Genomic DNA, 21112 nt, shown 5'->3' with positions numbered 1-21112 from the left:
CTCGGGGTTAAATAGTAACAGCGCCGAGGGCTGGCGCTGTCGTGGATTAATTGGTCTTTTGGAGCATTATGGCAACAACGTTCGGCGGATTTCGGCAATTGCGGCGTTGCGGCGATCGCGCAGTTGCTCGCCCCATAGCACCGTTGGCACAGATTTACGCACCGCACAATCGTCAATCGGGCAGCGCTGACAGGTTTCGTGAATCACCGCGCGATGAATCGCCGGATCATCGACGAACTTGATCACTTTGGCTAGCTCAGGCGTAAAGCGAAAACCAACCACCACACTACTGCCAACAGTTGGAGTCAGCACCAATGGCCGCGCAAAACCCAAATCTAAAAAGCGATCTTGGCTTTCTAAAAACTCTGAGATTTGCACATCGACCAAGGGTTGCTGATGCCCATTATGATCAGCCAAATTGATTAACAGTCGCGAGGCCAGCCAACGCCGACAGTAATGTTCGTGTAAACCGATTCCACTTGGTAGCAACAAGCGATTCATGTTAATTCGTTTGATCAGCTTGTAGGAGCCTTCAACATTGTGGAAGCGCAAAAAGTGTAGCGAAATGCCAAAGGCCGCTGGAATGACCTCGCTGAAACGATAGAGCAACATTTCGGGCGTAACATCATAGTGATTAAGCATCGCCAATAGTGGCTCGGCACTCCACGTCGTTTGATTGAACAAGGTTGCAATATCAGCGATCATCGGCTGCCGTGGCATCAACAGCGCACCACCAAAATATGAAGCCTTGAAATCGTTGGAAACTTGGCGAAACGACAGCACTTGATCAGGCGTTGAGGTGACTGAACGCTCGTTCAAGCCCAGCGCTGCATAACCAAGCTCGCGAGCCAAAATAAATTTACGCTGCAATTCATACAAATTCGGATTGATCAACAAGGTTTTGCGCGGCGTGTCGATATAGACCGCACGATAATGCGAGAGAATTTCGTGCTCGGCCAAGCTGGTTTCATCAATGTGATAGCCAAATTGCTGCCGCAAAATCTGCTTGAGCTGATCGATGCCAACCGGAAAGAGATTAAGCTGATATTTGGTGGCAAAAGCTTCGGCCTCTTCCTCAATTTCGGGAAAATAATTTTCATGAATTTCTTGATACGAACGCAACGCCGCCCGAAAAAAATGCTCATCCTTCATATCATATTGGCGGGCAATTTCCCAAATTGCGTGTAACAAGGCGCTAGCTTTATCAGGCGCTTTGGTAAATAAACCAACCAACTCATTCGGATCAAGCTCAAATTCCTCGAAGGGAAAATGGCGTAACAACGGCGAAGAAAGCATATTTTCAAGGTAGGCCAGAGCCGGATTCAGCTTGATCGAGACCAATTCATCGTAGCCTTTGCCCAACACTTGGGCCATTTTGACAATTTTATCGGGCTTAGGATACTTGCGCCCCTTCTCCATCTCAGTCACATACGACGGCGATAATTCAGCGCGTGCAGCAAATTCAGTCAGGCTTAAATTGGCTTCGAGGCGGGCTTGACGCAGTTTCATGCCAAAAATTAAATTAATTACATCAGTGCTCATTCGGTTCCTTCATGCTGCAAAGTCTCGGAAAATAGCGTGAGGCAACCCACTCCCGCTTAACTATACCATCAGAATGAACTTACCCAATTGTGCTCAGTCGCAAGGCGGAGATCGTAAATCGGCCTTAGGCTGATGGCAAACTGCGGCCAGCAAACGATACTTGACAGCAGCAATACTTAATCACCTAGGAGCAACCTTCACATTATGACTGAGCAACAAGCAGCAATTCACCTGAGTAATCCACCGCAAATCGATGGATTTCAAGTACGCTTTTTTCGCGATGACACAGACTTTGCCGCAATGGCTGAGATTTTTACCGCAGCATCCAAAGCGCTAGCCGAGCGCAATATCACCACCGCCGAGGATATTCAACGCCAATATCGTAACACCCCCAATGCCGATTTATCCAAAGATTTGGTGATTATCGAAGTCGATCAGCAGCCGATTGGCTATGCCTTTAGTCGTTGGTACGATGAAACTGCCGGCAATCGGATTTTACGCGCAATTGCCCATATTCGGCCAGAATGGCTTAATCGCGGGATTGGCCACGCGATTTTGCCCTATCAAGAGCAACGATTACGCGAAATTCATGCCGAAAATCCCACTAGCAACACGCCCTTCTTCCAAACCTATGGCTTTGATCGCAACCCCTACAGTGCCAAGCTTTACCAAGAATTTGGCTATGAGGTGGCACGGCGTGGTTTCAGCATGAAACGCGATTTGAGCCAGCCGATTGGAAGCCAAGAACTACCCGCAGGGATCGAAACTCGCCCAAGCCCACCCGAAGTCTATCGCCAAGTTTGGGCAGCCGATGCCGAAGCCTTCCGCGACCACTGGGGCTATTCCGAGCCAACCGAAGCCGATTTTCAACGCTGGGTTCAATCGCCATTCTTCCAGCCGGAGCTTTGGCAAGTAGCATGGTCGGGAGATCAGGTGGTGGGCATGGTGCTGAACTATATCGACCAAAACGAAAATGCCGAGTACAACCTCAAACGTGGCTATACCGAAGGCATCAGCGTGCGACGGCAATGGCGTAAACAAGGGGTAGCTTCAGGCTTGATCAACCGTAGTTTAGCGATCTTTCGTGACATGGGCATGACTGAGGCGGCCTTAGGAGTCGATAGCGAGAACCCAACTGGTGCGCTGCGCGTTTATCAACAATGTGGTTTTGAAGTTGAATATGTGTCAAACACCTATCGTAAGCCGTTAATCTAGAACACAGAGCATAGAGCATAGAACATAACAATTGGGAACAAAGGTTAATAGGCTCTAGGCAATTGGCTTATGGACATGCCATCCATCGCTCCGATAACCTAGAGCCTCATTATCACTACTCCACACATTCTGGTTGTTCATAGATATTGGGTGGAATATAGACCCGAAAATCTTGGAAGGTGCAAATAACTGGAGCCATTGATTGACTAATAATGCCAACATCGAGTCGGCTATACGGAATGCGCTCAATTTCAGCAGAACCGATCAAGCTATTATTCACAAAAAAACGATGCTGATTGTGAATAACCAACATTCCTAATTGATTGACCTCACCAGGGCGGATTGTTGGAACACGTTTTCGATCAAGATGAATTTGAAAACTATCGCCACCATTACGGGTGCTAATCACTGAAGCCAGCTGAGGTTGGTCACGAATCCGAAAGATGGCATGGCTGGCATCGCTCATTTCTTCAAAAATTAGTGCAAAGCCATCATTTTCGCTTTCACCTGCTACCCGTTGAGCATAGACACTTAGATAATAAATTGGTGGCGCAAAACAATGGGAATCACCGCCAATAAACACATCATTATGAAAACGGTTGTGCAAGGTAAGTTGATAAGCGCCATCAGTGATCGTTCGTTCAACCCGACACACCCCATCATCTTTATAACCCAACCCCCAATGTTGATTATTGCCTACAAATAGATCATGAAAATAGAGTTGCCACGTCGCGTAGACCGTTGCCAGTGAAACATCAGCGGCGCTGGGGCTATGCCGACTTGAGAGTAATTCTTCACGATAGCGCACAATTGTGTATTTCTGCAGCACATCGTGGGGTGTGCCGTAGGTATTCCACGCTTGCTTAATCGAACAAAGCATTAAATCTGCCTCAAGAGCTGTCAGGCCAAGTGCTTGCGCCAGCCGCAAGACCTGATCTTTGAAGCGTGGCGTATATTTGCCATTGAACCAATTGCTCAAGGTTGGCACAGCTACGCCAACTTTTTGGGCAAGGGCATTTTGGTTTATCTGTTCATCACGGCTTCGCTCAAAGAACAGTCGTAACAATTCGGCAAAGGTATAGGCTTGATAGCGATGATCCATAGTTCCCCCAACACATCCGCAGAAATACAGCCAAAACGTATCCAATATTCAGTAAAAGTCCAGATTTAAAGCTGAGTGCTAAAAAAACATAACTCGCATAACCCCGCTACTGTTACAGTCATTTCAACAAGTTCTTGTGCTGCGCAGCATATGGCTTCTAGCAATTCAAGAGGCTCAATTGATATAGGGAGACCGAGCGTATGCATAAGTTAAGTGCCCGTGAATACGATGTTTTGGCATTAGTTGATCAGGGTTGGAGTGATGCAGAGATTGCCAAGCGTTTATCAATTTCGATCTGGACAGTCCGAACCCATCTGCGCAGTAGTGCCAGCAAATTGGGCGTGAAATCGCGCCAACAAGCAGCCCATGCCGCCCGCACATTAACCGCCTTTCAACAAGCTGCAACCGCCAAAAATCGCTAATTTTAGCGATGCAAATGGCACAATACTTTTCTATCATAGCAATAGTTCAAGGCCAGGCAATTAATCGTTTTTCGTCATTAGAATAGCCTAAATAGGGAGTATTTATGTCAACATCAACCACTCAACTCACTGCCAGCGAACACCGTGTGATGCAAATCCTAATTCAAGGCAAAACCAACAAAGCCATTGCCCACATCCTTCAGACAACTGAAGGCACAATCGAAACCAGCTTGCATCGGATCTATAGCAAACTCAATGTTGATAATCGAGTTAGCGCCACTCTTACCTATCTAGCAATTGAACCCACCAAGCATGCTAGGGATTCCTAGCATGCACCAGCGAAAGCTAGGAGATCCTAGCAGCGCAAGTATAGCGCAATCTCTATACTCTGCTCAACCAGATTAAGGTTTAAACGAAGTACAAGGAGGACAGTATGCGCAACCACCACTGGCGGATCTGCTTAATTGTAGGACTTTTAGTAAGTCTTGGTCTATGGATGCAGCCTGCTAATGCGAACAAATCGTCAGATCCAAATCGCTTGATTGAGCCATCGATGGGTTTCGAGTTTGCTCAGCTCGATCAGTGGATACCAAGTATTTTTGCTGAGAATGGCCCGCAAACAAACTCACAAGTTGCCCAACGCAGCATTGGATTTGTCCATCGCACAACCCCTTCATTATTGGCAATTGTCAGTAGTTTCGCAAACCCGAAAGCGTTAAGTAGTAGCGGCTGGATTAAACGCTATGATTATCGACGAACTAATGCTGCATATCAGATTGAAACTATCGAATGGCAAAAACGCAGTGTGCAGTTAATTAGTGAACATCAGTTGAGTCGTCAAGCCCATGGAACTCCCGATCATTTACGCTTGATCATCGCGATCAATCAGCAGATTATGGTTTTTGAATATATTGGCTATAGCATCAATCGGGCTGAATTCCTCGCTTGGCTTGAGCAGATCACCCTAATTCCAGCCCAAAAATTCCAAGCATCACCGTTGAGCAACGATGTTAAAGAGGCATTTGCTCAAGCTAACCAGCCTTTAGCTGTATCAATCCAAAATTGCTGTGGGGTTAGTGACCCTGAATTCAATCCTTTTCCTTGTAATAGCAGCGTTGGCAATGGCAATTGTACGTGGTGGGTCCGCTACCGCCGAACAGGCAACAATATTGCCAATTTATCTAATTGTACTGGCAACGCGGATACATGGGATGAATGTGCTGCCAGCTCTTATCCACAATTACTCAGTGATACGCCCAGCGTCAAAAGTGCCGTGGTTTGGACAAACATAAATCATGTAGCATTTTTGGAACAAGTTAATAGCCCAACCAGCATTACGATGTCGCAAATGAATTGGTATAGTCCATGTCCGCAATCAACTATCACCCAAGGGATTACAAATAAGAAATTTATTCGCCACCCTGATGCCATTCAACCCGAACCCGCAAAGCGTTGGCATCTGAGCTACAATTTATCAAGCGGCAATGCCGAGTTATCCTTTAATTATGGCTTGAAATCGGATAAAGCGGTAATTGGCGATTGGAATGGTGATGGTATTGATACGCCAGGGGTTGTACGTGGCAATACTTGGTATCTTTCAAACACCTATGGCGAACCACATACCATCAGTTTTGAATTCGGTGATCCCAATGATATTCCGGTGGTTGGCGATTGGAACGGCGATGGCAAAGATACCCCTGGCCTTGTTCGCGGAACGACTTGGTATATCTCAAACAACCTGAATGGCGGCTGGGCCGAACGATCCTTCGGCTTTGGTGAGGCTGGCGACAAACCCGTGGTTGGCGATTGGAACGGCGATGGCAAAGATAGCCCTGGGGTTGTGCGCGGCATAACATGGTATCTTTCCAATAATCTTAATGGCGGCTGGGCTGATATTTCGCTTGGCTTTGGTGAGCTAGGCGATACATTCATCGTGGGCGATTGGGATGGCGATGGTGATGATACCCCTGGGGTTGTGCGTGGCAATATGTGGTATCTCTCCAACAACCTCAATGGTGGTTGGGCCAATCTCTCCTTCATGTATGGCGATCCCGGTAACTATCCAATTGTTGGTAATTGGGGTGATAGCGATCGGAATAGTGAGATTGGCGTAATTCCCTAAGCCTAATTCATGGAGCCAAGCAGCCCGAGATTCGATTGAATCTCGGGCTGCTATTAATATTTATCCAGTTAATGATTGAAAGCTTCATAACTCCAGCACCAACTGCCAACAATCGCTCACCGATCCCCATTCTTATGTTCTATGTTCTATGGGTAATGATTCATTGGATTGACCACAAGTTCCCGTTCCCTCACCCCAGCCCCTCGCCCACAGCGGCGGGCGAGGGGGTAAGGGCATACCAATCGAGGACGAACTCCGCCCAATCATTGTTGAAAACCTACCCTTGTAAGACGAGGGATGAGGGAATCCAATAGTCGAGCGCTTCATCCACCTTCGTGCGCCTTCGTGCCCTTCGTGGATCAGCATTGACCAACCAACAACTCTAAAGTTTCAACGATGTGGTACTGTTTGGCTGCACTGGCGGCGATGTTTGGCCAGTTCATCGCATTACAATAGCGCTGCAACACGCTCAACGAGAGCATGCCATGCAGATCGCGCTTGTTGAATTGAATAACTTTGGCGATTTGCCCAAGCCTGCCTTGTTGTGCCAAGTAGCTACAGCTTGTGCGCAGCAAACGAATATTCTGGGCTAGTTTGTCGAGCTGCGAATCAAGCACAAATACCACACCCTCAGCCCCATTTAATACCAATAATTCATGTTTTTGATACAAAATCGCCCCATGATTTGCCTTAATCGTGATAATTCGATCAGCATAGCGTAGGCGAAGCTGATCATAATAAAACTCAAAGCCTGTACCCAGCCAAATCTGTTGGCGTGGTTCAATAATGTGGTCTGGCAAAAGCGCTGACAGCGCCCGCAAATTGGTACGTTTGCCAGCTGCGGTTGGCCCGGTATACGCAATTTGGAGATTTTGTTTTAGCATATGGTTTCACCGCGAAGGACACGAAGAGCGCGAAGGATTGCTATCGAGATCGATTGGAACATCGACACCTACAGCCAATAGCCAATAGCCTCATCGTCTTCGTGTCCTTCATGTTCTTTCGTGGATCAGTTTATGGCTTTGGCTCACGCATGCGAGGCTTTAGCTTTTTATCAGCGCCATAAACAAACGGCCCAGGTGAATGATTGACATAGGCTGGCGGCACATAATAACCCTGACTGGGATCGACATTGGCTGGTATGGTGGGTGGTGGCGACAATTCATACATGCCCGGTCGCCGCATGACCAATCGAATCGCACCAACCAAAACCGCAAAGCCTGCTAGATTAAACCAAAAGAGAAAAGCATCAAGTTCTTTGGTTGAAAGGGCAATAATCAAGGTAGTGATCAACAGGAAACTTGCGCCAACCCCGCCTATCAGCAACATTGCATTGATGCCTTGTTTGGATGGCTTGAGTGGTGATTTTGGTCTGAACATGGTTTCTCCTCAATCGCATACATAGTAGCATTTTAGCATAGATTATTGGCAGCAAAATAAGTCTAACGATGGGTAGATGTTGGGCGATTGGCTGATTATAATTAAGTCTGTTTATTGATGGAGGCCAATCATGGGAACTCGAACGCGGGCGACTGATGTGATGTGTCGCGTGACTAGCGATTTTGAATTGTTGAGTTTTGAGGCAACCGAATTTACTGCCGAGGAAGCCGCCGAAAAGCTCAGCTTACCATTAAATATGTTGTTTAAAACTTTATTGGCCAAAGGTGAGAAAAAAGGCTATGTTTTGGCGGTTGTGCCAAGTGATCATCGGCTAAGCCTCAAGAAATTGGCCGATGCGCTTGGCGATAAACGGGTTGAGATGGCTCCAATCGAGGAATTAACCCGCTTGACTGGCTATCTCAAAGGTGGGGTTTCGCCTTTGGGTACACGCCGCGCAATGCCAGTTGTCCTCGATTTTAGTGCCTTTCAGCATGCACGAATTAGCTTGAGTGCTGGTCAACGTGGCTTACAAATGTTGGTAGCGCCAAGCCATTTGCAACAAGCCGCCAAAGCCCTGGTTGCCGATATTAGCGACAACGATAGCTAAAACAGCTCTTAACAATGACAAATATTGACACATAGGCGTGTTAGACTGACAATCAGTAACGACAAACCTTGCAAGCTCTTTGCCCGGATTGTCGAGCGATGTTGTTAAATGTTTCCCACGTTGGGAACTAGAAATGAAGCACGCATGTATACTCTCCTTGATCGTCCGTTGCACACCATTCCGTTTGTGTTGTTCGATATGGAAAGCACTGGCTTAGATGTTCAAATTGGGCATCGCATTTGTGAAATGGCGGCAATGCGCATTCAAGGTCGCGAGATTATTGATCGCTGTGAGTTTTTGGTAAATCCACAACGCGAAATTGATCCCGCTGCGTTTGCGGTAAACGGTATTAGTGCCGAAATGGTTGCCAATGCACCATCATTTGGCGAAATTTGGCCTAAAGTCAATAAATTATTTCATGAGGCAGTTTTAGTTGCGCATAACGCCTATTTTGATATTGGCTTTTTGACCAGCGAATTAAGCCGAATTGATTTACCACCTCTTGAAACACCTGTCATCGATACATTGGCGTTGGCGCGGCGCTACATCACTGCACGCCGCTACAATTTGACCTCGCTCGCAACCAATTTGGGTGAAAAAGCACCTTCGCATCGTGCGATGAGCGACGTTGTGGCCTTACGCCCAGTTTTTGAGCACTTGCTCGATATTTTGTATCGCAAAGGGGTGCATACCTTGGCCGATTTGCTGCGAGCACAGCGCGGCCTGTTGCCTGGCGACGAAGAAAGCCCTTTGATTCAAGAAATTTCGACGGCGATGACTAGCCGCCAATCGTTGATGATCTCCTATCGCACTGCTGGCGGTGATCCGGTTGAGCGGCGCGTGCTGCCGATGGGCTTGACAGTCGAGGGTAAACGTCACATTTTGCACGCCTACTGCTATTTGCGCAATGCTCAGCGCATGTTCGCGCTCGACCGACTATCGATTGTCGAATTGTAATTCGTTACTCTTGGTCGCCTGACTGTCAACAAACTGGCTTGGCTTGACCTTTTATGGCTAGGGTGTTGACAGTTTGCAATTAGGAGGAACGATGAGCAACAATCAATTGACGTTGGTGATGGTCAACGAATCGCCGATCTTTGGCTCGATGATGGTCTATACCCAAAATCCCGATCTTGCTGAGTTGGCGGCCTATCGCTTTATCAACCAGCCAGTTCATCCTACAACCCAAGCAAGCTTTAGTTGGAACGATCAATCGTATGGATTTACTTGGGTGCAAAATGTGGCTCCAGTTGATAACATTGGCATTACGACCAACCTGATTCAGCTTTGGCCTGCCGATGAGAGCCAAAACAACCAAGTGACCCTGACCCAAATCGACGATGCTTATACCTTCAAAGACCAAACTAAAGCTGAGATAACAGGCTCGTTGGTGATTGTGCAAGATAGCACGGTCGGAGCAAATGCGGTGCAAATAGGCGTGAGTTTTGCTGGTAGCCCAGTTTTTGTAGTTGCTTCCGAACCAAACGTGACCGCAACGTTTACCCCAAAGATTGATTATTGGATTGTATTTGGCTATACCGTGGTTGAGAACGGTGTAACCATCACTACAACTACCAAGCCGCAACAGCTGGTGTTCCCATCGGGCTATGATACGATTACCGCCGTGCTAGATGCTGATTATCACTGGCAAATTAGCCCAAGTGTAGCGACGGCTGGCAACCAAAATCAAGCCAGTGCCGAAACACTGGAAATTGCTGCGAGCTAACAATTTGACAAAAACTGGCTGCTGGATATAATACACAACGTTGCATGGCGCATTCGTCTAGCGGCCTAGGACGTCACCCTTTCAAGGTGAAGATCACGGGTTCGAATCCCGTATGCGTCACCAAGACACTCGGCAAAACCGAGTGTCTTTTTGTTTAACTATGTTGAAGTGGGGGCCATTTACCCAACGATGGATGCGGTTTGGCTGGGTTGTAATGTAATTACTGTGACTTCGGGCTTGGTGCCGAGCCGGAAGGGAATGCCCCAATAGTTCGTGCCGGGGTTGATGTAGAGTAGCGATTGCTCAAGCTGATAGTGACCCATGGCATGCTCCAAAAAGGCCGAAGCCATGCTCCAGCCAAGTTTGGGAATGGCAAATTGGCCGTAGTGGGTATGGCCGCTCAAGGTTAGTGGCACGTTGCGTTGGGCCAAAGCGGGCCAGAGCGCTGGGTTGTGGGCTAAAACCACATGAAACTCATTGGCTGGAACATCAGCCAAGGTTTTGGGAATATCAGGGGCCACAATTTCCCGACCTTGGGCCACGTAGGTTCCTGCCGGATCGCCAGTGCCTGCCAGCCACCAACGCACGCCACGATAATTAAATGCCGTCGCTTGATTGACCAAAACCTTGATGCCCATGGCTTCTAATCCAGCCCGCACGCCATCCCAACCAGCATAGACATCGTGATTGCCAGCGATGGCAACCACGCCTAAGGGGGCTGAGAGTTGGCCGAAGGCTGCGGCAAATGGTTCAACGTCATCAACATAATCATCAACTTGATCGCCAGTCATGACAATCAGGTCAGGCTTGGCGGCTTCGATTGCCGCGACGACGTTGCGCAAGTGGCGGCGCGAGGTATGCGGCCCAACGTGGGTATCCGAGATCTGGACAATTTTCAAGCCAGCTAGCTCGTTGGGCAATTGGGGCAAATTAGCGGTCAATTCGCGCACAGCCAAGCGGCGTGAGCCAAAATAAGCCAAACCAATGCCCGTCAAATAGAGTAACCCGATGCCACCGGCCAAGCCACGACCCAACAACCCACTGCTGTGGAAAGGCAAGCCAATAATCAAGCCAATTAGGCCACCGATTGCCATCAATGGCAAGAGCAATTGGCTATACCAAAATGGCCGAAAGCCCCACAAGCGGATATGCGCCGATGGTGCAACTGGCCCACCAAACGAACGTGCTACAAAAAGCAATGGAATGTAACTCAAGAGCATCAAGCCTAGAATGCTGAGCCAGCCACCAGGCACGACACTATAAAACACGCTACCAATAATCAGCCAGCACAGCGCCATCCAAGCCATAATAATGCTGGCAATTTTGCGTCGATTGAGCCGTTGCGATGGACGAGCTTTCGGCAAACTATCTGCTTCTGATGCAGCCATAGATATTCCTCTCTGGGTTAATTGCAGGTTTTGGTATGTCGCCACAGCAAACACCTAGCTAGTGTACTACGAGTTAATCGCTTGCCAAGCCCTTGTCATAGATGTTCAAAAACAGCATGGCGTAAAGCCAAAAATCGCACTACAATAGAGCCATGACAACACATGCAATCAAACATCTTTACGTTCATATACCATTTTGCCAAACCCGTTGTGCCTATTGCGATTTCAATACCTTTGCCAATCGCGAAGATTTTATGCAGCGCTATATTGATGCGCTGTGCCTGCATCTCAAGCGCATGGCGAGCGGCGAGACAATCGCTGACCCAACATGGCCGCAGGTCGCGGATGGGCCGATTCCGTGGGCAAGCTATCAATTACACGATCTTGTTGGGCCGTTACAACAGGCCGATTTGCCCGCGACGGTGTTTCTGGGCGGCGGCACGCCAACTGCGCTACCATTGCACTTACTTGAACAGTTGATGCAAACAATCGGCCAAATTATTCCGCTGGCGCAGGCCGAAGTAACCAGCGAAGCCAACCCAGGCACGGTGCTCGACCACAATTATCTACGGGCAATGCGGTCGATGGGGATTAATCGCCTAAGTATGGGCGTGCAAACCTTGCATGACCCAACCTTGCGGGTGTTGGGGCGGATTCATACCGCCAGCGAGGCCTATGCCTCGTATCAAGCAGCTCGTAAAGTTGGCTTCGAAAATATCAATCTTGATTTTATGTTTGGCTTACCAGGCCAAGATACTGCTCAATGGCGAGCGATGCTCAACGAAATTGTAGGTTGGGATGCTGAGCATTTTGCGCTGTATTCATTAATTGTCGAGCCAAGCACACCGCTAGCCGCCCAAGTAACTGCTGGTCGGGTCAGCATTCCCAACGACGATGCGACTGGCGAAATGTATGAAGCTGCGATGGAAATTTTAGGGGCGGCTGGTTATGGCCATTATGAGATTTCCAATTGGGCCAAAACGCAGAACTCAGCGTTTAACCCAAGCGAGCGTTTGCCGGCCTATGCATCGCGCCACAATGTGGCCTATTGGCTCAACGCCGATTATTTGGGAGTTGGGGCTGGTGCACATAGCCATTGGCGGGGCTGGCGCTGGGTCGATCAACGGATCTTAGAGCCTTTTGCTCAGCAGGTTGAACATGGTCAAGCACCGTTAATCGATATCCAAGTATGCGAGCCACAAGACCGCGATTTTGAAACAATTATGATGGGATTGCGGCTCAATTGTGGTTTAGGCTTTGCCCACTTTCAACAACGGACAGGCCACGATTTGCTTGCGCAGTATCAGCCGATAATCGAACAATTGGTTGGGCAAGGCTTGCTCGAACAAACCACCAACGCCATTCGGTTTACCCCCCGTGGCCGAATGGTTGGCAATCAAGTGATTGAACGTTTTTTGCTTGATTAAGCAGCAGCGATTTTGACATAAACCAAGCATCAACGCTACAATTGGGCCAGACCTCGCACTTGTCCCGCCGCTTGTGAGTACTAATTAGGAGGCATCTCAATGACTGAGCATGCTGCACCAACCACTGTTGGTCAATTTTCGGCAAGCAACGACGCTGAATCAGCATTCTACTACCCACCTGCTGCCTTGGTTGAAAACTCGAACGTGCTGGCCTACGCTCGTGAAAAAGGTTTCGCCGATGTCGAAGCCATGCGTCAATGGTCGATTGAGCATTATCAGGATTTCTGGGCCGACATGGCAACTCGGATGGTCGATTGGTATATGCCATTTAGCAAGGTGCTCGACGATAGCAAAGCACCGTTCTACCAATGGTTTAACGATGGCAAGATCAACATTGTGCACAATGCGCTTGATCGCCATGTCAAAACTTGGCGCAAGAATAAGCTGGCCTTGATTTGGGAAAGTGAAAAGGGCGATAACAAGACCTATAGCTATTGGCAATTGTTCAAACGAGTCAATAAATTTGCCAATGTGCTCAAATCGATGGGGGTCAAAAAGGGCGATACCGTGACGATCTATTTGCCACGGGTTCCCGAAATTGTGATTGCGATGTTGGCTTGTGCCAAAATTGGCGCGATGCACAGCGTGGTCTATGGTGGTTTTAGTGTCGAAGCGCTGCAAACTCGCATCCAAGATGCCCAATCGCGGGTAGTGATTACGGCTGACGGCGGTTATATGAATGGCAAAGTCGTTGAGCTGAAAAAGATCACCGACGATGCGATTAAGCATTCACCAGTGGTCGAAATTGTGATTGTAGTCAAGCGCACAGGCCACGAAGTCGAAATGCAACAAGGCCGCGACTTGTGGTATGAAGAATTGATGGCCTTGCCAATCGCTTCGACCAAGTGCGAAACCGAGCAACTTGATGCTGAACATCCTTTATATATGCTCTACACTTCGGGCACGACTGGCGCTCCTAAAGGTTTAGTGCATACCCATGGTGGCTATCAAGTTGGGGTTGCGACGACCTTGCACTTTAATCTTGATATCAAAGAAGATGATGTGTATTGGTGTGCCGCCGATCCAGGCTGGGTCACGGGCCACTCCTACATTGTCTATGGTCCCTTGATGCTCGGCGCAACCCAAGTGATGTATGAAGGCGCACCAACCTTCCCCTTCCCCAACCGCTGGTGGAATATTGTCGAGCGCTATGGCGTAACCGTGCTCTACACTGCTCCCACCGCAATTCGCGGCTTGATGCGCTTTGGCGAAGCCTGGCCTAATCGCCATGATCTTGGCTCGTTGCGCTTGCTTGGCTCAGTCGGCGAACCAATTAACCCCGAAGCATGGCGCTGGTATCATCGGGTGATTGGCCGCAACAATTGCCCAATTATGGATACTTGGTGGCAAACTGAAACCGGCAGCATGATGATCACGCCTAATCCAACCACGCCACTCAAGCCAGGCTCAGGCACTCGTGCCTCGTTTGGCATCGATGCCGATGTGGTCAACGATCAGGGTGAGCATGCCAGCGATGATGAAGATGGTTTGTTGATTATCCGCAATCCATGGCCTTCGATGTTGCGCACGATTTATAACAACCCTGAGCGCTATATCGAACAATATTGGAGCCGAATTCCAGGTGTGTACACCGCTGGCGATTCAGCCCGCAAAGACGAAGACGGCTATTTCTGGGTAATTGGTCGGATCGACGATGTAATCAAGGTTTCAGGCTATCGGTTGGGCACGGCTGAAGTTGAGTCGGCTTTGGTTTCGCATCCATCAGTTGCCGAAGCTGCCGCAATCGGCTTGCCTCACGAAGTCAAAGGCAATGCGATTCATACCTTTGTGATTTTGAAGAATGGCTACGAAGCCAACCAAGATCTTGAGGATGCGCTGATTGCCCACGTTGGCAAAGTGATGGGGCCAATTGCCCGCCCTGAGGCAGTACAATTTGTGCCAAGTTTGCCTAAAACCCGCTCAGGCAAAATTATGCGCCGCGTCCTCAAAGCCCGTGCCCTAGGCTTGCCCGAAGGCGATTTGAGCACTTTGGAACAATAAAAAATCAGCCGTGTGGTGATGGATAAGATCACCGCACGGCTGATTCAATCAATTCAGCTTATTTCACCATATCGACCCGTGATTGAACCCAGAAATTTTTGCTAGCGAAACCGCTGGCGACCAAGCTATAGCCCCAACCTGATTCGAAGCGCAAGGCTGGCGTGGTAAACAACACGGTTGAGCTGCCAGCTGGGCTGATATCAAAGCTATAGGTGCCTGCTGGAACTTCTAAAGTTGCTGCATCGCCGAATTTAGCCCCTTTGACCACAACATTTTGCGTGCCAGCAATTTTGATATCGACTGCTGGTGCATCGGGCGAGCCGTGAATAACCCGCACGCGGCTCATCCCAGCGCCAGTCATCGAATAATTATCTTCATACAATTTGACATCAAAATTACCTAAACCCAAGCTGCCAACTGCGGCAACTGTGCCAGTATAGCCACCTTCAAGCGTTAATTTGGTTTCAAAGACCGATGCTGCAACACCTGCGCCAGCTGGAGCAATATCAATTGTATATGTGCCATCTGGTAAGGCTAATTGGCCACTCAATGCAAAGAATGGCACACTGGTTAATACGGCTTTGCCATCGACAAAAATATCGACTGCTGGTGCATCGGGCGAGGCGTGCATAACTCGAACATAATTCATCGTGGCGGCTTTGCTTGCCTGTGGTGTACTCAACCCGACAACTGCCAACAAAGCCAATGTCATCAACATCAAACGTCGTACCATTTTAGAATCCTCCAAAAAACAACAATCTTCAGCGAAATTGGTTAACCCTGGCCTATCTCAACTCGTTATAGCGCTATTGTCTTGTTTTACGCGAGTGAGCTTTTGATGGATGTACAAACTATCGACAAATCATGAACAATTCCTAAAACTCATCAATGATTAATCAAAATCCGATCTAGTTCAAGTACATAGCCCACATATGTGAACAGTGTATGGGGTATGCTACGCTCAAGCATCTAGAGTTAGAAAGGGAATCCAATGAGTTATCCACCGCCAACCGTGATCATCAACAATGGCAACGCTGGGCCTGGCTGCTTGATTCGCGGCTTGTGGTTTATTTTTGTCGGTTTGTGGTTGGGAGCATTAGTCACTGGTGTAGCATGGTTCTTGATTGTCAGCATTATAGGCTTGCCACTAGGCCTGATGTTGCTCAATCGGCTGCCTCAAATGATGACCTTGCGCCCAAATCCCGCCAATGCCCAAATGGTGGTGCTCTCAAATGGACAGGTGGTCGTTGGCCACAGTCGCCCTCAACAATCCTTTATCATTCGGGCGATCTACTTTATTGTGGTTGGTTGGTGGTTTAGCGGCATTTGGCTAGCAACGGCTTGGGCAATCGCTGGCTTTAGTTTTGGCTTGGGCTTACCATTATCGTTTTGGATGTTCAACCGTGTGCCAGCGATTACAACCTTAGGCTAAGCGCGACCACTGCTGGTTTTAAGGCTTGCCCGCGTTACATCCAACTGTGGCACGGGCAAGTGATGCTGAATACAATACTGTTGCAAAGCCAGCAGGGCTGCATCCAAAGCGGCTCCTGGGCTTGCACCATAGCCGACCACTCCAACAATTTGCGGGCAAATTGCCCGATATTGCCCAGCCTCAACGCGCACAACAAGCTCATATTGCATATTAAAACTCCTTAAAGAATGCTTGAACAAATTTGCGGATTTTGCTATGTTCAAGCGACTTGGGTTATGCTACACTGCCTTCGTCCATTTGTCATGGCATTGCCGGCTGCCATAACAACGCCGTTTATTTGGCACTCATCCCACCTTTTATCGCGTCGCGACACCAAGAGTTGCCTCATGTTGGTTATCGACCAACTGACCTCTGTTCGTCACCCGCCGCCCTTGAGTGTGTGTACTTTGGGGCAATAGCAAAGGATGCAGTCGATGGAGACACTGATGGATTCGTCGCTTTCAGCGATGCCTGTGCAAGCCCGCCAAGCTCGTTTGATTGAACACTATCAGACAGTGCGCCAATTCTCGGAGTATCTTTGTGAGCCGCTTGTAACCGAAGATTATGTGATTCAGTCGATGCCTGATGTTAGCCCAACCAAGTGGCATCTTGCCCATACCAGTTGGTTTTTTGAAACGTTTGTACTGACCCAAGCCGTGCCCAACTACCAAACCTTACACCCTCAATATGCTTACCTCTTTAATTCGTATTATGTAACGCTCGGCAAACGCCATTGTCGCCCCAAACGTGGCTTGATTTCGCGGCCAACCGTCGAGGAAACCTACCGCTACCGTGCCTATGTTGATCAGCAGATGTTGGCCTTGTTGATTGCGATGGATGCCGAAACCTTTGCCCGTTGGGAGCCAATTCTCGATTTGGGGATTCATCACGAGCAGCAGCATCAAGAATTAATGTTGACTGACCTCAAGCATGTTTTTTCAGAAAACCCCTTGCGCCCAGCCTACCGTGAATTTGCCCCAAGCAACCAACAGCCTGCCGCACCATTGCGTTGGCTCAGCTATCCCGAAGGCATTGTTTGGCTTGGCTATGAAGGTCAAAGTTTTGCCTTCGATAATGAATCGCCGCGTCATCGCCAATTTGTACACAGTTTCAAATTGGCCTCACGGCTTGTCACCAACGGTGAATATTTGGCGTTTATCGAAGATGCTGGCTATGCCCGCCAAGATTTGTGGCTCTCATCAGGCTGGTACACCCGCGAAGATGCTGGCTGGACTGCGCCGCTGTATTGGGAGCAACTCGATGGGGTGTGGCAGCAGATGACGCTTGGTGGTTTGCGACCGCTTGATCTAGCCGAGCCTGTTTGTCATCTCAGCTATTATGAAGCCGATGCTTTTGCCCGTTGGGCGGGCAAGCGCTTGCCCACCGAAGCCGAATGGGAGTTGGCAGCCCAAACCGTGCCGCTCGATGGATCATACGCTGATGCAGGCCGCTATCACCCAACAGCGCTCAATCTCGATAATAGCACTTTGCCCCAACAAATGTTTGGCGAAGTTTGGCAATGGACCCAAAGTGCCTACTCGCCATATCCTGGGTTTCAGCCAGCAGCAGGCGCACTAGGCGAATACAATGGCAAATTTATGTCGGGGCAATATGTTTTGCGCGGCGCTTCATGTGCCACCTCGCGCTCCCATGCCCGCCTGACCTATCGCAATTTCTTCCCACCCGATGCCCGTTGGCAATTTAGTGGCTTGCGCTTGGCAGCAGATGGTGAAGCATGAGCGAAACTCAACAAGTAGCCAAAGTACGCTTGCTTGATGCCGCCCCCACCATAGCCTGCTTCCGCAGCGAAGTGCTTGAGGGCTTGCGTCAACCAATCAAAACCTTGCCCTGTAAATTTTTCTACGATGCTGAAGGCTCGCAGATTTTTGATGCCATTTGTGAATTAGCCGAATATTACCCAACCCGTACTGAGCTGGCAATTTTGCAGCAAGCCATGCCTGCAATTCGCCACTGGGTTGGGCCTGATGTCCGGTTAGTTGAATATGGCAGCGGAGCCAGCCGCAAAACCCGTTTGCTGCTCGATCAACTTGAAGCACCAGCGGCCTATCTGCCAATTGATATTTCACGCGAACATTTGCTCGCCGCCAGCCAAGATTTAGCCGAGCGCTATCCAGCAATCGAAATTTTGCCAATATGTGCTGATTACACTCAGCCCTTGAGTTTGCCCCAGGCTCAACGCTCAGTTGGTCGCACAGTGGTGTTTTACCCAGGCTCGACAATTGGCAATTTTCACCCTGACGAAGCGTTGAGCTTTTTAACAATGATGCGGGAGCTGTGCTTGCCTGATGGTGGCGTGCTGCTTGGCGTTGATCTCAAAAAAGATCCGAGCCTGTTGCATGCAGCCTACAACGATACAGCCGGAGTGACTGCAGCATTTAATCTCAATCTGCTGGCGCGAATTAATCGTGAGCTTGATGCCAATTTCGCGCTAGCCAACTTTCGCCATTATGCCTGCTACAACCCAATTCAAGGCCGAATCGAAATGCACTTAGTCAGTTTGCATGATCAAACGGTGTGGATTGGCGATCAGCAAATTGACTTTCGCCGTGGCGAGCCAATTTGGACTGAATGCTCCTACAAATATCATCTGCAAGAATTTGCCGCTTTGGCAGCCCAAGCCCAACTTGCGGTAGCCGAGGTTTGGACAGACCCCCAAAACCTATTCAGCGTGCACTATTTACGCCCGATTGCTTAACCTTAAGCCGCCGATCTGCCAACAACATGCCGATCGGCGGCGTATTGAATTACGACTTATTGTATGAGAGAGGATAAACACGATGCAACTAGATCATTCAGCATCACTTTTTAGCCCAACGCCTTTGGGACTTAAGTTAATTGGTTGGCGCTATTACCTCAGCGCGGCAACAACGGTCTACCCGCTCATCAAGAACAGTGCAGCCTTTGATTTAGGGCTATGGCTGTTTATGGGCGGGTTGTTTGGCACGATTGCTTGGCTGCTGGCTTGGGTTGGCAATGGACTGATCAAGCGCAAATCCGAAGCCCGCCGAACTGCGGTGATACTTGAAGTGCTACGGATCATTGGTTGGTTATGGAACATGTCGTGGTTTGGGCTGATTGATTGGGTCGTAAGCTGGGTTTGCCTGTGGTATCTCACCCGCCAAAAGCTTGTAGCGTTGTGCAACCATTAAGCAGATCGTGCGTATCAACCTGCGAACAATTAATCTGAAAGGGAGAGAATATGTATACGGTTCCCGTTAATAAACAGCAAACCAAATTGCCCGCCCCGCTTGGACTCAAGCTCGTTGGTGTGCGATATGGCTTAGGCACATTGCTGATGGCCGGATTAACCATCTTGCTTGGGTTCGAGTTGAAAACATGGTTTGGGCCAGACTTCTTCATCCCATTACTGCTGGTATTGGCCTATGCTGGCATAACCGTGCTTTATGCGCGGGTTACTTGGGGCATTTTCAAACAACGTGAGCGTGCCCGCCGACTAGGGGTTTTCCTTGAATTTCTGGCCTTGGCGCTTTCAGCCTTTGATCTGCTAACAGGAAGCCTTGCATTATCAGATTTGGTTTCAATCGGCATCAGCATTGCAGTTATCTGGTATTTACGCCGAACTGAAACTTTAGATTATTTCTACGAAGCCTAATAAAGCTATAAGCCAGAGGAGTGAGAACCATGCTACGAGGCTATTTTGTCCCATCATTAAAGCCAAATCCCTTACCAATCAAACTGATTGCTGGCTACCAATTTGCCACTGCACTCTTTGGTTGCTATGCCCTATTTTGGGCCTTACAACAAGGATCAGGCATAGTTGACCCGCTAAGTGGGGGTAGTACAGGCGTAGATTTGCTACAACATTGGCTTCAAACAGATCATTGGTTGGCGTTGGTATTTATCGGAGCGATTGGTGTTGCCATCACAATTCATAGCTTGCTCGGAGTAGGCCTACTCAAAAAATACCCTTTCGCACGAAATGCCACAATTTGGTGGGATTGGACAGTGATTGGGTTGGCTGGGTTCAGTCTGGCTCAATCCAATTGGTACTTTTGGATTGATGCTGCGGTGATAGCAATAAGTTATCTCATTATTCATTATTTGCAGCAACCGGAAATAATGGAGGTATTTCAGCCAGAAATAAATTAGTGCTTGAATATTGATAAAAACAACGAGGAATAGTAAGTATGCAACAGATTCAGCAAGTAAAATATGGCAAAAAACCATTGGGAATTATGTTGATTGGTTTTATATTTGCAGCACGAGCGACCTTTGCGGGCGGGATGATGTTGATTTTTGTACTGAGATTTCTTGATCTGCAGCCAGGCTATTTGCTGCCATATGGCTTTATGGTGCTAGTTAGTGGGGCTTTTACATTTTTACATATCAAAATCGTCCAAGGGCTATTTGGTTTTCGTGAAAAAATGAGAAACCTTGCGGTTATCTTAGAATTAATTATTGTGGTTTTATATTGGAGTTCACGATTTTTATTTGATTATGAGCCAGAACTAGCACAAACTATTTCGATAATAATTAGTATGGTAATTATTTGGTATTTATCGCGTGATAAAACTCGCGCATGGTTTGCCCCAAACAAATAAAATCGATCATTCATTAAGGTATAGAAATTCTAAAGTTATGCACGATGCTTAACCAATCACCACCCT

At 48.4% G+C, this 21112-nt stretch carries 23 protein-coding genes and 1 tRNA gene; 17 read left to right on the top strand and 7 right to left on the bottom strand.

Annotated features, from left to right (window positions below; all coding sequences use genetic code 11):
* Window positions 1-66: 66 nt before the first annotated feature.
* On the bottom strand, window positions 67-1542 hold the full coding sequence (locus DEF47_RS16415; protein ID WP_012188568.1) for a helix-turn-helix domain-containing protein: 1476 nt from the start codon (window positions 1540-1542) through the stop codon (window positions 67-69).
* Window positions 1543-1746: 204 nt separating this feature from the next.
* On the opposite strand from DEF47_RS16415, the gene DEF47_RS16410 reads away from it, so the two are divergent.
* Window positions 1747-2757 (top strand): GNAT family N-acetyltransferase, encoded by a 1011-nt coding sequence (locus tag DEF47_RS16410; RefSeq protein WP_012188567.1) that lies wholly within the window; start codon window positions 1747-1749, stop codon window positions 2755-2757.
* A gap of 115 nt (window positions 2758-2872) precedes the next feature.
* Here the strand turns inward: DEF47_RS16410 and DEF47_RS16405 are convergent, their stop codons facing one another.
* Entirely contained in the window at window positions 2873-3859 is a 987-nt protein-coding gene (locus DEF47_RS16405; protein WP_012188566.1) for a helix-turn-helix domain-containing protein, read from the bottom strand.
* A 200-nt stretch (window positions 3860-4059) separates the two neighbouring features.
* Between DEF47_RS16405 and DEF47_RS16400 the strand changes: the two genes are divergently transcribed.
* The 3 genes from DEF47_RS16400 (at window position 4060) to DEF47_RS16390 (ending at window position 6403) form a co-directional block, all read left to right on the top strand.
* Entirely contained in the window at window positions 4060-4281 is a 222-nt protein-coding gene (locus DEF47_RS16400) for a response regulator transcription factor (protein WP_012188565.1), read from the top strand.
* 104 nt (window positions 4282-4385) lie between these two features.
* A complete protein-coding gene (locus DEF47_RS16395) occupies window positions 4386-4610 on the top strand; it encodes a response regulator transcription factor (RefSeq protein ID WP_012188564.1) in 225 nt (74 codons plus the stop codon).
* Between the two features lie 104 nt (window positions 4611-4714).
* Window positions 4715-6403, top strand: a complete 1689-nt coding sequence (locus DEF47_RS16390) for a CHAP domain-containing protein (protein WP_012188563.1) — start codon at window positions 4715-4717, stop codon at window positions 6401-6403.
* A 359-nt stretch (window positions 6404-6762) separates the two neighbouring features.
* On the opposite strand, the gene DEF47_RS16385 is transcribed toward DEF47_RS16390, so the two are convergent.
* Window positions 6763-7287 carry a GTPase domain-containing protein gene (locus tag DEF47_RS16385; protein WP_012188562.1) on the bottom strand — a complete coding sequence of 175 codons (525 nt, stop codon included), beginning with the start codon at window positions 7285-7287 and terminating at the stop codon, window positions 6763-6765.
* A 130-nt stretch (window positions 7288-7417) separates the two neighbouring features.
* Window positions 7418-7783 carry a hypothetical protein gene (locus DEF47_RS16380; RefSeq protein WP_012188561.1) on the bottom strand — a complete coding sequence of 122 codons (366 nt, stop codon included), beginning with the start codon at window positions 7781-7783 and terminating at the stop codon, window positions 7418-7420.
* A 130-nt stretch (window positions 7784-7913) separates the two neighbouring features.
* Between DEF47_RS16380 and DEF47_RS16375 the strand changes: the two genes are divergently transcribed.
* The 4 genes from DEF47_RS16375 (at window position 7914) to DEF47_RS16360 (ending at window position 10239) form a co-directional block, all read left to right on the top strand.
* Window positions 7914-8390: an aminoacyl-tRNA deacylase gene (locus DEF47_RS16375; RefSeq protein WP_012188560.1), complete on the top strand. Its 477-nt coding sequence runs from the start codon at window positions 7914-7916 to the stop codon at window positions 8388-8390.
* Between the two features lie 144 nt (window positions 8391-8534).
* Window positions 8535-9347, top strand: coding sequence for an exonuclease domain-containing protein (locus tag DEF47_RS16370; protein ID WP_041304084.1), 813 nt, complete (start codon window positions 8535-8537; stop codon window positions 9345-9347).
* A 91-nt stretch (window positions 9348-9438) separates the two neighbouring features.
* Window positions 9439-10116: a RhiA family protein gene (locus DEF47_RS16365; RefSeq protein WP_012188558.1), complete on the top strand. Its 678-nt coding sequence runs from the start codon at window positions 9439-9441 to the stop codon at window positions 10114-10116.
* 46 nt (window positions 10117-10162) lie between these two features.
* A tRNA-Glu gene (locus tag DEF47_RS16360) sits at window positions 10163-10239 on the top strand.
* Between the two features lie 56 nt (window positions 10240-10295).
* Here DEF47_RS16360 and DEF47_RS16355 read toward each other — a convergent pair.
* Window positions 10296-11504, bottom strand: a complete 1209-nt coding sequence (locus tag DEF47_RS16355) for a metallophosphoesterase (protein WP_012188557.1) — start codon at window positions 11502-11504, stop codon at window positions 10296-10298.
* A gap of 152 nt (window positions 11505-11656) precedes the next feature.
* On the opposite strand from DEF47_RS16355, the gene hemW reads away from it, so the two are divergent.
* Together hemW and acs are read left to right on the top strand one after the other, a co-directional pair.
* Window positions 11657-12931, top strand: a complete 1275-nt coding sequence (hemW, locus tag DEF47_RS16350; RefSeq protein ID WP_012188556.1) for a radical SAM family heme chaperone HemW — start codon at window positions 11657-11659, stop codon at window positions 12929-12931.
* Between the two features lie 99 nt (window positions 12932-13030).
* Complete coding sequence (acs, locus tag DEF47_RS16345; protein ID WP_012188555.1) at window positions 13031-14992, top strand: acetate--CoA ligase; 1962 nt, start codon at window positions 13031-13033, stop codon at window positions 14990-14992.
* A 58-nt stretch (window positions 14993-15050) separates the two neighbouring features.
* On the opposite strand, the gene DEF47_RS16340 is transcribed toward acs, so the two are convergent.
* Window positions 15051-15725, bottom strand: a complete 675-nt coding sequence (locus DEF47_RS16340) for a DUF4397 domain-containing protein (protein WP_012188554.1) — start codon at window positions 15723-15725, stop codon at window positions 15051-15053.
* Window positions 15726-15983: 258 nt separating this feature from the next.
* Between DEF47_RS16340 and DEF47_RS16335 the strand changes: the two genes are divergently transcribed.
* Window positions 15984-16424: a hypothetical protein gene (locus tag DEF47_RS16335; protein WP_012188553.1), complete on the top strand. Its 441-nt coding sequence runs from the start codon at window positions 15984-15986 to the stop codon at window positions 16422-16424.
* Here DEF47_RS16335 and DEF47_RS16330 read toward each other — a convergent pair.
* On the bottom strand, window positions 16421-16633 hold the full coding sequence (locus DEF47_RS16330) for a hypothetical protein (RefSeq protein ID WP_041304081.1): 213 nt from the start codon (window positions 16631-16633) through the stop codon (window positions 16421-16423). The two genes, DEF47_RS16335 and DEF47_RS16330, sit on opposite strands and share 4 nt — an antisense overlap.
* Before the next feature lie 276 nt (window positions 16634-16909).
* Between DEF47_RS16330 and egtB the strand changes: the two genes are divergently transcribed.
* The 6 genes from egtB to DEF47_RS16300 all read left to right on the top strand — a co-directional run bounded on the left by egtB (window position 16910) and on the right by DEF47_RS16300 (window position 21046).
* Window positions 16910-18202 carry an ergothioneine biosynthesis protein EgtB gene (gene egtB, locus DEF47_RS16325; RefSeq protein WP_012188552.1) on the top strand — a complete coding sequence of 431 codons (1293 nt, stop codon included), beginning with the start codon at window positions 16910-16912 and terminating at the stop codon, window positions 18200-18202.
* Window positions 18199-19179, top strand: coding sequence for an L-histidine N(alpha)-methyltransferase (egtD, locus tag DEF47_RS16320; protein ID WP_012188551.1), 981 nt, complete (start codon window positions 18199-18201; stop codon window positions 19177-19179). Before egtB ends, egtD begins: the two co-directional genes overlap by 4 nt.
* 82 nt (window positions 19180-19261) lie before the next feature.
* On the top strand, window positions 19262-19633 hold the full coding sequence (locus DEF47_RS16315) for a hypothetical protein (protein WP_012188550.1): 372 nt from the start codon (window positions 19262-19264) through the stop codon (window positions 19631-19633).
* Window positions 19634-19683: 50 nt separating this feature from the next.
* Complete coding sequence (locus DEF47_RS16310) at window positions 19684-20097, top strand: hypothetical protein (RefSeq protein ID WP_012188549.1); 414 nt, start codon at window positions 19684-19686, stop codon at window positions 20095-20097.
* 200 nt (window positions 20098-20297) lie between these two features.
* Window positions 20298-20594: a hypothetical protein gene (locus tag DEF47_RS16305; protein WP_287045236.1), complete on the top strand. Its 297-nt coding sequence runs from the start codon at window positions 20298-20300 to the stop codon at window positions 20592-20594.
* A gap of 38 nt (window positions 20595-20632) precedes the next feature.
* Window positions 20633-21046, top strand: coding sequence for a hypothetical protein (locus tag DEF47_RS16300; RefSeq protein WP_012188547.1), 414 nt, complete (start codon window positions 20633-20635; stop codon window positions 21044-21046).
* Window positions 21047-21112 lie beyond the last annotated feature (66 nt).

The sequence above is a fragment of the Herpetosiphon sp. genome (assembly GCF_003512625.1).
Lineage (GTDB): Bacteria > Chloroflexota > Chloroflexia > Chloroflexales > Herpetosiphonaceae > Herpetosiphon > Herpetosiphon aurantiacus.
Note: the sequence above shows the minus strand (reverse complement) of the source record. Positions and strands in the feature narration are given on the sequence as shown.